Origin of the sequence: Nonomuraea sp. NPDC050310 (genome assembly GCF_040655795.1) — a bacterium.
Taxonomy (GTDB): Bacteria; Actinomycetota; Actinomycetes; order Streptosporangiales; family Streptosporangiaceae; genus Nonomuraea.
On record NZ_JBFAKP010000022.1, the window covers coordinates 82,687 to 96,603 of the forward strand.

Genomic DNA, 13,917 nt, shown 5'->3' on the forward strand with positions numbered 1-13,917 from the left:
CAGAGGATGCCGGGCGACCGACCGATCGTCCCCTGGGGGTTTCTCATGCCGACTTTTCCGTCTTCGACAGTGCTGGGCTATCCGCGGATCGGCCCGGACCGCGAGCTGAAGCGGGCGCTGGAGTCCTACTGGGCGGGCCGCACGACCCGCGCCGACCTGGAGGCGACCGGCGCGGAGCTGCGCGCGGCGACCTGGCGGCGGCTGGCCGAGCTCGGCTTGGAAGGGCTGCCGTCCGGCACCTTCTCCCTCTACGACCAGGTGCTCGACACCGCCGTGCTGCTCGGCGCGGTGCCGGAGCGCTACCGGGAGGCCGAGGACCCGTACTTCGCGATGGCCCGCGGCACCGACGGGCTCGCGCCGCTGCGGATGACCAAGTGGTTCGACACCAACTACCACTACCTCGTGCCCGAGCTCGGGCCGGCCTTCAAGCTGGACTCGGCCAAGGTGCTGGGCGAGGTGCGCGAGGCGCGGGCGCTGGGCTTCGAGACCCGGCCGGTGGTGCTGGGGCCGGTGACCTTCCTGCTGCTGGCCGGGGCGCTGGAGCGGCTGGAGGAGGTGCTCGGCTGCTACGAGGAGCTGCTGGCCGAGCTGGCCGCCGAAGGGGTGGCGTGGGTGCAGTTCGACGAGCCCGCCCTGGTGGCCGACCGCAGCCCGGCCGAGCTGGAGGCGGTGCGGGTGGCCTACGACCGGCTCGGATCCGTTCCGGCGCGGCCGGCTTTGCTGGTGGCCGCCTACTTCGGGGACCTGGGCGAGGCGCTGCCCGTGCTGGCGGCGAGCCCGGTCGAGGGGCTGGCGCTCGACCTGGTGCGCGGGGCCGTGCCGCCGGAGCTGCCGGGGAAGGTGGTGCTGGCCGGGGTGGTGTCGGGGCGTGAGGTGTGGCGGACCGATCCCGCTCGGGCGCTCGGCGTGCTGCGGGCCGTACGGGCGGGGCAGGTGGTGGTGAGCACGTCGTGCTCGTTGCAGCACGTGCCCTACAGCCTGGCCGGGGAGGACGGGCTCGCGCCCGGGTTGCGGGCGCGGCTGGCGTTCGCCGAGGAGAAGGTGGGCGAGGTGGTCGAGCTGGCCCGCCTGCTGGCCACCGGCGACAACCCGCCCACGGTGCCCGGCCCCGCCCCCGCAGGCAGCCCGGCCCCCGGGTCCCCCACCTCCACCACTTCGACCACCTCCGCCGCTTCCCCCGCTTCCACCGCGTCCCCCACCTCCCCCGCTTCCACCGCCTCCCCCGCTTCCACGGTGGACGGTGCGCCCGCGCGCTCGCCGTACGCCGTGCGGGCGGCGGCGCAGGAGGCGCACCTCGGGCTGCCGCCGCTGGCCACCACCACGATCGGCTCCTTCCCGCAGACCGGCGAGCTGCGCGCCGCCCGCGCCGCCCTGTCCGCCGGGACGCTCACCGACGCCGACTACGACGCCCTGGTCGAGCGCGAGATCGAGCATGCCATCCGGGTGCAGGAACGCCTCGGCCTGGACGTGCTGGTCCACGGCGAGCCCGAACGCAACGACATGGTCCAGTACTTCGCCGAACACCTCGACGGCTTCGCCGTCACCCGCAACGGCTGGGTCCAGTCGTACGGCTCGCGCTGCACCCGCCCGCCGATCATCCACGGCGACGTGGCCCGCCCCCGGCCGATCACCGTCCGCTGGGCGCGCTACGCGCAGTCGCTCACCGAGCGGCCGGTGAAGGGCATGCTGACCGGCCCGGTCACCATCGTGGCCTGGTCGTTCGTCCGGACCGACCTGCCGTTGCGCGAGGTGACCCACCAGGTGGCCGAGGCGCTCGCCGGCGAGGTGGCCGACCTGCAGGACGCCGGCGTCTCGATCATCCAGGTGGACGAGCCCGCCCTGCGCGAGCTCCTCCCGCTGCGCGCGGCGGCCCAGCAGGACTACCTCGCCTGGGCGGTGGGCGCCTACCGCCGGGCCACCGCCGTCGCCGCCGACCGCACCCAGATCCACACCCACCTGTGCTACTCCGACGCCGACCAGATCCTGGCCGCCGTCGACGGCCTCGACGCCGACGTGACCACCATCGAGTCGGCCCGCTCGGGGGCCCGCATCCTGGACGGCGTGGCCGGCTTCACCCGGGGCCTGGGGCCGGGCGTCTACGACATCCACTCCCCGCGCGTCCCGTCCGAGGCCGAGGTCGAGGCCCTGGTCGAGGCCGCCCTGGAGCGCGTGCCGGCCGGGCGGCTGTGGATCAACCCCGACTGCGGGCTGAAGACCCGCACCTACCCCCAGGTCGAAGCCGCGCTGACCACCCTGGTCACCGTGGCCCGGCGAGCCCGTGCCGGGCGCTGAACTCCTCGACGGTGATCCCGAACAGCAGGATGTCGTCGTAGCGCCCCCCGGCGTACCTCGACCTGCGCAGGCGGCCCTCCTCCACGAAGCCGAGCCGCCTGTGCAGGGCCTGGGAACCCTCGTTGACCCCGTACACCCGCACGTCGCACTTCTGGAAGCGCCGCTCGCCGAACATGTACCGCAGGAGCACGACGATGGCGTCGGCCGCATACCCCTTCCGCTGGTGCGGCCGCCCCACCCCGACCCCGTAGGAGAACAGCCCGTGCTCGGGCTCCACCGAGGTCGTGTTGACCGTGCCGACCGGGGTGTTGTCCGCGAGCGTGGCGATGACCAGCTCGAAGACGTCCAGATCGGGATCGGTCTCGGCGAGTTCCTGCATCCGCCGCCTGGTCCGCTCGGCGGAGACCGGCGGGGCCAGCCGCCAGCCGTTGCGCTCGTCGTCGGTGTACTCGGCGTAGGCGGCGAAGGCCGTCCAGTCCTCGGGCTCGGCGGCGCGGAGCCGGACCAGGTGTCCCGTCCAGGCGGAGGTCATGGGCACACCCAAGCACCCGGGGGGCGGGCGGCCCAACTGGTTTAAAGCGCGGTCAGTCCTGGGCGGCGCGGGTGGACAGGGGGCGGCGGCGCTGGGCGGGGTCCTTGAGGGCGGGGCGCTGCCAGGCGCCGTCGGGCGGGTAGATGTCGGTGCCCGGCGGCACGATCTCGTCGATACGGTCGAGCGCCGCGTCGTCGAGAACCAGCGAGGCGCCCTTGAGCAGGCTCTGGAGCTGCTCCATCGTGCGCGGGCCGGTGATGACCGAGGTCACGGCCGGGTGGGCGGCGGCGAAGGCGACGGCGAGTTCGGGCAGGGTGCAGCCGATCTCGTCGGCCAGTTCGACGAGCTGCTCGACGATCTCCAGCTTGGCCGCGGTGAGCGGGTTGTCCGGGTCGAAGCGGAACGGCACGATCGTCGGGCGGCCGGTGCTGAGGTCGAGCGGCCGGCCCTTGCGGTAGCGGCCGGTGAGGAACCCGGAGCCGAGCGGGCTCCAGGTGAGCACGCCCATGCCGAGCCGCTGGGCGGTGGGCAGGATGTCCTTCTCGATGCCGCGCGCCAGGATGGAGTACGGCGGCTGCTCGGTGCGGAAGCGGTAGAGGCCGCGTCGCTCGGCCACGTGGTAGGCCTCGACGATGTCCTCGGCGGGGAAGGTCGAGCAGCCGAAGGCCCGGATCTTGCCCTGCCGTACCAGATCGGTGAGGACGGCGAGCGTCTCCTCGATGTCGGTGGTGGGGTCGGGCCGGTGGATCTGGTAGAGGTCGATCCAGTCGGTGTCCAGCCGGCGCAGGCTCTCCTCGACCTCGCGCACGATCCAGCGCCGCGAGTTGCCGCCGCGGTTGGGGCCCTCGCCCATCTGGAAGTGCACCTTGGTGGCCAGCACGACCTCGTCCCTGCGGCCCTTGAGCGCCTTGCCGACGATCACCTCGGACTCGCCCTGGGAGTACATGTCGGCGGTGTCGACGAAGTTCACCCCGTGGTCGAGGGCGGTGTGGATGATGCGGACGGCGTCCTCGTGGTCGGAGTTGCCGACCGCGCCGAACATCATGGCGCCGAGGCAGTGCACGCTGACCTCGATGCCCGTTCCGCCAAGCGTTCTGTAGCGCATTGTCATGCCCGCGACCCTAGGAGCTAGAGTCGGCTCTAGGTCAACTCCGGGGAGAGGATCCATGGGTCTGAGCATCGGGCAGGTCGCCGAGCGCACCGGGCTGAGCGTGCACACGCTCCGCTTCTACGAGAAGGAGGGCCTGTTCAGCCCGGTCGTGCGCGACGCGGGCGGGCGCCGGGTCTACGACGACGAGGATCTCGACTGGCTCCAGGTCTGCATCCGGCTGCGGGCCTCGGGCATGCCGTTGCCGGCGATCCGGCGCTACAACGAGCTGGTACGGCAGGGCCACGGCAACGAGGCCGAGCGCCTCGACCTGCTGCGCGAGCACCAGGAGCGGGTGCGCGAGCAGATCGGGGAGCTCTCGGCGTGCCTCGACCTGATCTCGAGGAAGGTCGGCGTCTACGAGGGCCGCCTGTCCGGCTGCAGCCTCGGCTGACCCTGCCCTCCTGAAACGGCCCTCCTGAAACGGCCCTCCTGAAACGGCCCTCCTGAAGCGGGGTCAGCGGCCCAGGAGGGTGACGACCTCTTCGGCCAGGGCGCCGGCGCTCTGCGGGTTCTGGCCGGTGGCCAGCCGGCCGTCCACCACGACCTGCGGCTGGAAGTCCGGCCCCGGCACGTGCGTGGCGCCCGCGGCGGTGAGCCGGTCGGCGAGCAGGAACGGCACGACCTCGGTCAGCCCCACGGCCGCCTCCTCGGCGTTGGTGAACCCGGCCACCCGCTTGCCCGCCACCAGGTGGCTCCCGTCGGACAGCGTGAGGTCCACCAGCGCCGCCGGCCCGTGGCAGACGGCGGCGACCACGCCTCCGTTCTCGTAGACCTCGCGCCCCGCCCGGGCGACGCCGGGGTCGGACGGGAAGTCCCACATGGTGCCGTGGCCTCCGGCGTAGAAGACCGCGTCGTAGGCGGCCGGGTCGAGGTCGGCCACCCGCGCGGTGGCGCTCAGGTCGAAGGTCTCGACGAACTCCCGCTGGACGGGGTCGTCGGCGTCGAAGCCGTCCTGGGGCGCCTCGCCGCCGGCGACGCTGGCCACGTCCACCTGGTAGCCGGCCTTGCGGAAGACCTCCCACGGGTGGGCGGCCTCGGAGACGTAGAACCCGGTCGGCCGCTCGCCGCCCAGGTCGTCGTGGCTGGTCAGAACGATCAGGATGCGCTTGCTCATGCCTCGATGATGCCCCTCGCCCGCCATGGGCCGCCAATAGCGCGAGGCCGGGTCTGCCATCAGAATTCTGATATGACCCTTTCGCTTGACCTGCTGCGCAGCTTCCTGGCGGTGTACCGGACCGGCTCGATCACGGCGGCGGCCGAGACGCTCGGGCTGTCGCAGCCCGCGGTGACCGCCCAGGTCAAGGCCCTGGAGGCGGCTCTCGACCGGCCGCTGTTCGACCGGCTGCCGCGCGGCGTCGCGCCGACGGCCGCGGCCGACGAGCTGGCGCGGCGGGTGGGCGGAGCCCTGGACACCCTCGGCGAGGTGATCGGCGGCGAGTTGCCGGCCGGCCGGACCGTGCTGCTCGGCGGCCCGGCCGAGCTGTGCTCGGAGGTGCTGGTGCCGAGGCTGGGCCCGCTGCTCGCGGAGGGCATCCGGCTGCGCCTGGTCTTCGGCCTGACCGACGACCTGCTGGGGCGGCTGGCGGCCGGGCGGCTCGACCTGGTCGTCTCCACGATCCGGCCCCGGCTGCGCGGGGTGCGGGCCGAGCCGCTCTACGACGAGGAGTTCGTGCTCGTCGCCGCGCCGGGGCACGAGGACGGGCCGCTGATCGCCTACGCGGAGGACCTGCCGATCATCCGGCGCTACTGGCGCACGCTGTTCGGGACCCGGCCGTCGATGTCGGCCGCGCTCGTGGTGCCCGACCTGCGCGGGGTGCGCAACGCCGTACGGGCCGGGCTCGGGGTGTCGGTGCTGCCCTCCTACCTGTGCCGCGAGGATCTCGCCGCCGGGCGCCTGGTGGCCGTGCGTGAGCCGGAGCTCGCGCCGATCAACACCGGCTACCTGGCCATCCGTTCGGGTGCGCGCGCCGACCCGGCGGTGGCGCGCGCCTTCGACTTCCTCCTGACCTCGCTGCGCGACGTCACTTGAGCGCCCCCGCGGTGAGCCCGGACTGGATCTGCCGCTGGAAGATCGTGTAGATGACCAGCATCGGCAGGATGGCCAGGGTCAGCGCGGCGAACAACGCCGACCAGTCCTGGTCGTAGCCGGCCGCGGTGGAGATGTCGGCGATGCCCTGGGTCAGCACCCACTTGTCGCGGTCCTGGAGCAGCACCAGCGGCTTCTGGTACTGGTTCCACTGCCCGAGCACGTTGAAGATGGTGATGCTGACCAGGCCGGGCCGCGCCATCGGGAGCATGATCTGGAAGAAGATCCGGGTGTGCGAGGCCCCGTCCACCATCGCCGCCTCGGCCACGGCCGTGGGCAGGCTGCGGAAGAAGGCGGCCAGGAAGAAGATCGTGAACGGCAGCGAGTAGGCGATGTAGACCAGCACCAGCCCCGCGTGCGTGTTCAGCCCGATGAACGGCACCCACTGCCCGAGGTTCTGCACCACGAAGAAGAGCGGCGTCAGCGCCAGGTAGATCGGGAACGCGAGCCCCGACACGAACAGCAGGTAGATCGCCCGGTTGCCGCGGAAGGGATAGCGCGCCAGGACGTAGGCGGCCATCGCCCCGAGCACCATCGTGCCCGCGACGCCGAAGAAGACGACGATCACGCTGTTGAGCATGTACTGCCCGATCTGCGCCTGCTCCCAGGCCCGGGCGAAGTTGTCCCAGCGCAGCGTGGCCGGCAGCGACCAGGCGTCGCCGAAGATCTCGTCCTCGCTCTTGACCGAGGCCAGGAAGGTCCAGATCAGCGGGATGATCACCAGCAGCGCCCACACCGCCAGGGCCAGGTGCGACAGGATCGACCAGGGTGTGCGCCGCATCAGAACTCGATCCGTTCCCGCCGCGACAACCGCAGCGACAGTACGGCGAAGCCGAGGACGAAGAAGAACATCACCACACCCAGCGCCGAGGCGTAACCGAAGCGGAAGTACTGGAAGGCGTTGCGGTAGATCTCCGCGGCCATCACCGTGGTGGAGAAGTCGGGCCCGCCGTGCTGGTCGGTCATCACCCAGACGATGGCGAACGCGTCCAGCGCCAGGATGCCGAGGTAGACCCACGCCACCTGCACGGTGTCGCGCAGCAGCGGCAGCGTGATGCGGAAGAACAGCGCCACCCGCCCGGCCCCGTCGATCTGCGCCGCCTCGAACAGCTCGCGCGGCACCGAGGCCAGCCCGGCGGAGAAGAGCACCACGTAGAAGCCGACCGCCTGCCAGATCAGCACGCCCAGCACCGACCACAGCGCGATGGACGGGTTGGACAGGAAGCCGACCGGCCGCAGGCCCAGCTCCATCAGCGGCCCGTTGATCATGCCGCCCGCGTCCGGTCGGAAGACCTGGGCGAACAGCACGGCGACGATGGTCACCGCCAGGACCTGCGGGAAGAAGAACAGCACCCGGTAGACCTTCGACCCCCACACGCCGCCCACCCCGGCCTTCCCGCCGACGTTCAGCAGGAAGGCGAAGACCAGCGCGATGGCGATGGTGATGAGCGGCAGCAGGAGCAGCAGCAGGCCGTTGTGCAGGGCCGCCTTCCAGAAGACGGTGTCGTCCAGCAGGCGGCGGAAGTTCTCCAGCCCGATGAACTGCGGGTTGGCGCTGACCCCCCGCCAGTTCGTCATCGAGATGTAGAACGCCTGGGCGTACGGCGCGATGACGTAGACCAGGTAGAGGGTCACCGGGGTGACCAGGAAGGAGAAGATGAACAGCCGACGCCTCATGTGCGGCGGAACTTCTTGATCGCCGAGTCCTTCTTGAGCTCGTCGGCCTTGGCCTGGATGCGCTCCAGGTACTTCTCCGGGGTGATGCCGCCGCTCATGAGCTGGCCGGTGGCGGCGACCGCCTCGTCCTTGAGCTGCAGGTACCACGACTGCCAGCGGTAGTAGACGGTGTTGGTCCCGGCGGCGGCGAAGGCGGCCGAGGCGCTCTTGACGCCGGGCGACAGGTCCAGGCCCTCGCCCGCCCCCTTGACCACCGAGACCGTGGCGACCATCTTGCTGAAGTCGCCGGCCGCCTTCTTGGAGAGCATCGCGCGTAGGTACTCCACGCCGCCCTGGGTGTTGGCCGCCTTGGCGGGGACGATGTAGTTCTCGCCGGGCTGGGTGTGGAGCGTGCCGTACGGCATCTTGTCGGAGCCGGTGACGTCGGGGACGGGGAACATGCCGTAGGCGAAGTCGGGCGGGGTGGTGGACTTCTGCTCGTTCTCCAGCCAGGAGCCGGAGGGCAGCATCGCCACCTGGTACTTGTTCTGGGCGGTCTGGGTCTGCACGTGGTCGAGGCCGGCGGTGCCCTCCATCAGGTACTTGGCGCCGACCTCGGCCCAGCGGGTGGCCGACTCCAGCATGGCCGGGGCCTTCCAGGCGCCGTCCTCCAGGTTGTCGATGTTCACCAGGACCTCGTTGCCGCCGATCTTGGCGGCCATGGTCAGCAGGGTCTCGTAGAGGTACTGGGCGTGCTTGCCGGCGTAGGTGAAGGGCGCCATCTTGCCGGACTTCTTGATCGTCTCGCAGAGCTGGAGGAACTCCTCCCAGGTCTTGGGCACCTGCCAGCCGTTGTCGGTGAAGGCCTTCTGCGAGTACCAGATGCCGAAGATGTAGTTGACGTAGCCGAGGACGGAGAACTTGCCGTCGTAGGTGCCGATGTCGATCACCGCCGGGTCGAGCGTGTCGCGCACCTTCACCGCCTGGTCGTCCCAGCTCGGCATCTCCAGCAGCGGGGTCAGGTCGAGGAGCTGGCCGTCCTGCGCCAGCGCGCCGAAGTCCATGGCGTTGGCTCCGGAGTTGTCGATGACGTCCGGTGGGTTGCCGCCGGCGAAGCGCGGCTGCAGGACCTTGGTGATCTCCTTGGTGAAGTTGTGCTTGACCTGCACGTCGGGGAACTTGCTCTTGAACAGCGGCTGGTGGATGTCGGTGGCGTACTGGTGGCCGAAGCCGCCGTCGAAGATCCACACTTCCAGCGACTTGGCCGCGCCCGGGGCGCTGGCCGCCGGGGTCTGCTGCGCCGCGGGGGTGGCGCAGGCGGCCAGGGCCCCCGCGGCGGGGATGAGGGCTGCGGCGCGGAGCAACTCACGTCGGGTGACGGGCATCTGGGGGCTACCTCTCGATTCGGTGACTCTCCACTGCTCGGATGGTGCGTTCGAAGGCGCGGTTGGTGCGCTCGAAGGTGCGCTGGGCCGCAGCGACGTAGACGGCGTCGAGGACGAAGAGCTGGGAGTGCACCGCCGCCAGCCCGCCCAGCCGGAAGGTCGTCTCGCGGGAGGCGGTGGTCAGCAGCAGGTCGGCGAGCTCGGCCAGCGGGGAGCGGGCGAAGGAGGTCACCGCGACCGTGGTGGCGCCCTGGCTGCCCGCCTCGGCCAGCGCCTCGATCACCTCGCGGGTGCGGCCCCGGTGGCTGATGCCGATCGCCACGTCGCCCTCGCCGAGCAGCGCGGCCTCCGACAGCGCCTGGTGGGCGTCGCCGGTGCTCCAGCAGGGCAGCCCGATGCGGCGCAGCCTGCCCTCCAGCATCCGGGCGACGTCGCTGCTGGTGGAGACGCCGACGAGGAGCACGGCGCGGGCGGCGATGACGGCCTCGGCGACCTTGGCGACGACGGCCGGGTCGAGCTGGGCGGCGGTGTCCTGGATCAGCCGGGCGTCGGCGGCGGCCATCACCTCGATGGCGTCGGCGAGCGGGTCGTCGGGCCCGATCTCGTGGCCCATGCCCGCGCCCCACCCGGCCTGCGCGGCCCGGCCGGTCTCGGTGGCGAGGGCGACCCGCAGGTCGGCGTAGCCGGTGAAGCCGAAGGCGCGGCAGAACCTGGTGACGGTGGCCGGGGAACTGCCCGCCCGCTCGGCGAGCGCGATGATCGTGGAGCGCGCGGCCTCGGCCGGATCCTCCAGGACCGCCTCGCCGACACGGCGCAGCGCCTCCGGAAGTCCGGGGAGTTCGGTCTCGATCCGGCCCAGCGCACCAGGGGTCACGGAAATTTCCTTCCGAACAACCAACCTTGCGGCGAAAATTATTCTTGCAAGTCGGTCACGTCAAGACCCAGAATCGGTCCGTGACAAAACCGTTCGTCGTCGGCGTGGACGCCGGTGCCACCTCCACCCGGGTCGCCGTGCACGCCCTGGACGGCACCAGGCTGGGGTACGGCACCGCCGGCCCCGGCAACCCCTCGGCGCACGGCGTGGACAAGGCGGCCGGCGCGGTCCGCGAGGCGCTCACGATCGCGCTCGGCGACCTCGACCCGGGCGCGGTGCGCGGCTCGGTGGCCGGAGTCGCCGGCCAGTCCCCCGCCTTCGCCCAGGCCCTGGCCGACCTGTGGCGCGCCACCGGGCTGCCGATCGCGCCCACGATGGTCAAGGACGTGCCCATCGCCTACGCGGCCGGCACCGGCAGCCCCGACGGCTCGCTGCTGCTGTCCGGCACCGGCGCGGTGGCCGCGCGTTTCGCCGGCCACGAGGTCGAGGCCATCGCCGACGGGCTCGGCTGGCTGCTCGGCGACGCCGGGTCCGGCTTCTGGATCGGCCGCGCCGGAGCCAAGGCCGCCGTCGAGGCGCTCGACCGCGACGAGCCCGAGGGCGAGCTGGTCGCCCTGGTCTGCGCGCACTTCCTCGGTGAGGAGTCCTGGCCCACCGCCCGGTTGCGGGCCGACCGGATCGTGCGGCTGGCGCAGGCCGACCACATGCGGCTGGCCGCGGTCTCCCGGCTGGTCGGCAAGGCCGCCGAGAACGGCGACCGGGCGGCCACGGCGATCGTCGAGGAGGCGGCGCGCGAGCTGGTCGCGACGGTCGGCCGGGTGCACCGGGGCGGGCCGATCGTGCTGGCCGGGAGCGTGCTGACCAACGAGGGTCCGGTACGGCGGGCCGTACTGGAGCGGCTCGGGGAGCTGGCCGAGCGGGTGGAGACCGCGCGGGACGGCGCGGGCGCGGCGGCCTGGACGGCGGCCCGGCTCCTCGACCCCACCGCCCCCCACGCCCCCTTCACCCGCGGCTGACCGCCCGAAAAAGGGACCCACCCGGACACGAAGGCGGGGATACCGAGGGGGACACCAAGGCGGCGGGTCACCCTGGGCGGCGGCCTCCCCTGGTTCAGCCGAGCCGGTTGGCCCGCTTCCTGAACTGCTCGAACTTCCGCTCCGCGTCCCCCAGATACAGCCAAGGCCACTCGGTCACCCGATCACCGATCATCTCGAAGCGCGCCTTCGCCGCGGTCCACTCGTCGGCCAGCCCGAAAGCCATGGCGAAGGTGTTGTCCACGGTCCCCCACCCCGGATCACGCCTGGCCCCCGCCGCCCGCCCCTCGGCCGCCCGCAGCTCGGCCCGGACCTCCTCGCTCTCCAGCGCCCCGCCGTCGTCCCCGCCCAGCCAGGACTCGATGTGCGCGACCGCGACCAGATGCGCGAGCGAATCGGGAGCGCTGCGCGCGAAGGCGAACATCTCCTCCTCACTCCCGAACCATTTGCCGCATTTGTACTGCAACATCTGCTCGTGCGCCTCACGGTGCTCGGGAAAGCGCGAGATCACCCCCTGGAAACGCCGCTGGGCTTCCGCCGCGCCGACCTGGCGCCCCCGCGCCGAGGTGACCAGCGCGGCCCAGGCCGTGGTGTCGTCCGGGTCGCGCTCGACCACCTCGTCCAGGCAGTCCTCGGCGATCTTCAGCCGGCGGTGGAACTCGCGGAACTGCTCCATGGCGGTGTGCTCGGCGGTGGCCGCGCCACGCGCCTCCCACGCGTGGCGCACCCCGTGCACGCCCTTGAGCAGCAAGGGCAGCGTGGAGCGCGGCTCCGCGGCGATCCAGCCGTCGATCCAGTCCTGGACGCCCGGCACCTCGGCGCAGATCCCGGCGTAGTAGGCGCGGTCGTCGGGGTGGTGCACGGAGGCGAACAGCTCGCGTACCGCCGCCACGTCCTGCTTGGACATCGCCTCGGCGAGCAGGACCGCGTTGGGGTCGCCGCCCAGCGGATCGATCTTTAATTTCTTCTTCCAGAATGCCATCGGAATACCCCCAGTCGGCAATTTCGGGTGCACAACCTATCAAGCGCGTTGTAGCTTCAAGCGCTGAAATTTCGCCATTTATGCGGACGAACGGACCCCCTCATGCGTGCCGCCGTTTCTCTCGCCCTTCTCGCCGGCTTCCTCCTCGTGGCCGTGGCCATGCTCGGCGGCGCCGTCGCCCTCGCCATGTGGCTGGCCTCGGCCACGACCGGGATCATCGCCGTCAAGCTCACCTGGCCGATCGGCCTCGCCGTGGTCGGCGGCGTGGGCGGCGCGCTGTGGCAGGCGCTGCGCACCAGGCCCAGCCGTCCCGAGGGCCTGCCGGTCGGCCCGGAGCAGGCGCCCGAGTTGTGGCAGACCGTCCGGGAGCTGGCCGCCGCGGTGGGCACCCGGCCGCCGGACCGGATCCACCTGATCCCCGACGCCAACGCCGCCGTCACCGAGGACACCCGGCTGTTCGGCCTGGTGGGCGGGGAGCGGCACCTGTACGTGGGGCTGCCGCTGCTGCACACCTTCACCGTCGCCCAGCTCCGCGCGGTCCTCGCGCACGAGCTCGGCCACTACTCCAACAGCCACACCCGCCTGGGCGCGGTCGCCTACCGCGGCCGCCTGGCCATCGGCGGCACGCTGGCGCGCATCGGCCCGTACAACGTGGCCGGCTGGGTCTTCAAGGGCTACGCCCGGCTCTACCTGCTCGCCGACAACGCCGTCTCCCGCCGCCAGGAGTTCCAGGCGGACGAGGCATCGGTACGGCTGGCCGGCCCGCAGGCGGCACGCAGCGCGCTACTGGAGATCCCGGTGCTGGACGCCGCGTGGTCGTTCTTCCAGCACGCCTACCTCACCCTGGGTTGGCAGCACGGCTACGCCCCCGACGACCTGTTCGCCGGTTTCGCCGCCTTCGTCAAGGCCCGGGAGAGCGAGCTCGCCGAACTGCGCGCCGCGCCCCCGGAGGAGGAGGACGGCTCGCTCTGGGACACCCATCCCCCGATGCCGGTCCGGATCGCCGCCCTCGCCGCGCTGCCCGAGCCGCAGGTCGAGGTGGACGAGCGGCCCGCCACCCGGCTGCTGCCGGACCTGGCCGGGGCCGGGCGGGCCCTGCAGGCGCAGGTGCTGGACCTGGACGGCCGCACGGTCCTGCCCTGGCCGCAGTTCACCGCCGCCGCGCTCGCCGCCGACCTGCAGGACGACGCCGACACGATCTTCCGCAGCATCCGCCGGGTCACCGGGGCCGAGCGGCTCTCGCTGGCCGACGTGCTCGACCTGATCGAGGCGGGGCGGCTGGCCGAGATCGCGCAGCCGCTCTTCCCCACCGCCACCCGGCGCGAGGTCGGGGGCCGGTTCGCCGAGCCGCTGGAGACGTTGCTCCTGCTGGCCGCGGTCCGGTCTCGCGTCACCGGATGGGAGCACTCGTGGTCCGGCCCCGCCGTACTGAAGCCGGACGTGCGCGAGATCCTGGCCAAGGTGGCCGAGGCGGCGGTCGGCGACGGGCTGGCCGACGCGCGGGCCTGGCTGGCCGAGAACGGCATCGACCCGGCGGCGGCGACGATGGTCGCCGGCCGGGCCGGGGCGCTCGGGTCGGCGATCGTGGCCGGGCTGGCCAACTTCAAGATCGACGGGGCCGAGTACGACGTCGTCGCGCTCAGCTCCGGGCTCGTCCTCATCCCCGACCCCGGCAAGTCGGACAAGGGCACGCGGCGGCTGCAGGCCCTGGTCGCCGCGTCCGAGGCCGAGGAACTGGCCGCCGCCCACCGCTTCCTGCCCTACGAGGAGATCGCGCAGGCCACGGTCGAGCGCGAGGTGCCGGTCAAGGCCACGCTGCGGCTGCACGACGGGCAGGTGCTGGCGGTGCAGGAGCGCATGGCCAGCGAGTTCCTGGCCAAGGACAGCCGCGACGTCTTCCTCGGCATCCTGCGCGGCATCGGCTGA

Annotated in this window: 13 protein-coding genes; 5 read left to right on the forward strand and 8 right to left on the reverse strand. The window is 72.2% G+C overall.

From position 1 onward, the window contains the following. Positions 1-45 precede the first annotated feature (45 nt). On the forward strand, positions 46-2,292 hold the full coding sequence (gene metE, locus AB0I67_RS35215; protein WP_357932809.1) for a 5-methyltetrahydropteroyltriglutamate--homocysteine S-methyltransferase: 2,247 nt from the start codon (positions 46-48) through the stop codon (positions 2,290-2,292). On the opposite strand, the gene AB0I67_RS35220 is transcribed toward metE, so the two are convergent. Both AB0I67_RS35220 and AB0I67_RS35225 read right to left on the reverse strand, forming a co-directional pair. After that, the gene (locus AB0I67_RS35220; RefSeq protein WP_357932811.1) at positions 2,258-2,824 is read right to left on the reverse strand and encodes a GNAT family protein; all 567 of its coding nucleotides are present in this window, start codon (positions 2,822-2,824) and stop codon (positions 2,258-2,260) included. The two genes, metE and AB0I67_RS35220, sit on opposite strands and share 35 nt — an antisense overlap. Positions 2,825-2,876: 52 nt before the next feature. Next, a complete protein-coding gene (locus AB0I67_RS35225) occupies positions 2,877-3,935 on the reverse strand; it encodes an aldo/keto reductase (RefSeq protein ID WP_357932814.1) in 1,059 nt (352 codons plus the stop codon). Between the two features lie 55 nt (positions 3,936-3,990). Between AB0I67_RS35225 and AB0I67_RS35230 the strand changes: the two genes are divergently transcribed. Beyond that, positions 3,991-4,365 (forward strand): MerR family transcriptional regulator, encoded by a 375-nt coding sequence (locus AB0I67_RS35230; protein WP_357932816.1) that lies wholly within the window; start codon positions 3,991-3,993, stop codon positions 4,363-4,365. Between the two features lie 63 nt (positions 4,366-4,428). Here the strand turns inward: AB0I67_RS35230 and AB0I67_RS35235 are convergent, their stop codons facing one another. After that, on the reverse strand, positions 4,429-5,088 hold the full coding sequence (locus tag AB0I67_RS35235) for a type 1 glutamine amidotransferase domain-containing protein (protein WP_357932818.1): 660 nt from the start codon (positions 5,086-5,088) through the stop codon (positions 4,429-4,431). Between the two features lie 72 nt (positions 5,089-5,160). Here AB0I67_RS35235 and AB0I67_RS35240 point away from each other — a divergent pair, with 72 nt between their 5' ends. Then, entirely contained in the window at positions 5,161-6,003 is an 843-nt protein-coding gene (locus tag AB0I67_RS35240; RefSeq protein ID WP_357932821.1) for a LysR family transcriptional regulator, read from the forward strand. Here the strand turns inward: AB0I67_RS35240 and AB0I67_RS35245 are convergent. Genes AB0I67_RS35245 through AB0I67_RS35260 form a run of 4 tightly spaced genes read right to left on the reverse strand, consistent with a single transcriptional unit; the run spans position 5,996 to position 9,975 of the window. Continuing rightward, positions 5,996-6,841 (reverse strand): carbohydrate ABC transporter permease, encoded by an 846-nt coding sequence (locus tag AB0I67_RS35245; protein ID WP_357932824.1) that lies wholly within the window; start codon positions 6,839-6,841, stop codon positions 5,996-5,998. The genes AB0I67_RS35240 and AB0I67_RS35245 overlap by 8 nt on opposite strands. Then, positions 6,841-7,737, reverse strand: a complete 897-nt coding sequence (locus AB0I67_RS35250; RefSeq protein ID WP_357932827.1) for a sugar ABC transporter permease — start codon at positions 7,735-7,737, stop codon at positions 6,841-6,843. The genes AB0I67_RS35245 and AB0I67_RS35250 overlap by 1 nt, the downstream gene beginning before the upstream one ends. Beyond that, positions 7,734-9,101 carry an N-acetylglucosamine/diacetylchitobiose ABC transporter substrate-binding protein gene (gene ngcE, locus AB0I67_RS35255; RefSeq protein WP_357932830.1) on the reverse strand — a complete coding sequence of 456 codons (1,368 nt, stop codon included), beginning with the start codon at positions 9,099-9,101 and terminating at the stop codon, positions 7,734-7,736. Before ngcE ends, AB0I67_RS35250 begins: the two co-directional genes overlap by 4 nt. A gap of 7 nt (positions 9,102-9,108) precedes the next feature. Continuing rightward, entirely contained in the window at positions 9,109-9,975 is an 867-nt protein-coding gene (locus AB0I67_RS35260) for a MurR/RpiR family transcriptional regulator (RefSeq protein ID WP_357932833.1), read from the reverse strand. Positions 9,976-10,055: 80 nt separating this feature from the next. On the opposite strand from AB0I67_RS35260, the gene AB0I67_RS35265 reads away from it, so the two are divergent. Further along, positions 10,056-10,991 (forward strand): BadF/BadG/BcrA/BcrD ATPase family protein, encoded by a 936-nt coding sequence (locus AB0I67_RS35265; RefSeq protein WP_357932836.1) that lies wholly within the window; start codon positions 10,056-10,058, stop codon positions 10,989-10,991. A 94-nt stretch (positions 10,992-11,085) separates the two neighbouring features. Here the strand turns inward: AB0I67_RS35265 and AB0I67_RS35270 are convergent, their stop codons facing one another. Continuing rightward, positions 11,086-11,991, reverse strand: a complete 906-nt coding sequence (locus tag AB0I67_RS35270) for a hypothetical protein (RefSeq protein ID WP_357932839.1) — start codon at positions 11,989-11,991, stop codon at positions 11,086-11,088. 102 nt (positions 11,992-12,093) lie between these two features. Between AB0I67_RS35270 and AB0I67_RS35275 the strand changes: the two genes are divergently transcribed. Next, on the forward strand, positions 12,094-13,917 hold the full coding sequence (locus AB0I67_RS35275) for a M48 family metallopeptidase (protein ID WP_357932841.1): 1,824 nt from the start codon (positions 12,094-12,096) through the stop codon (positions 13,915-13,917).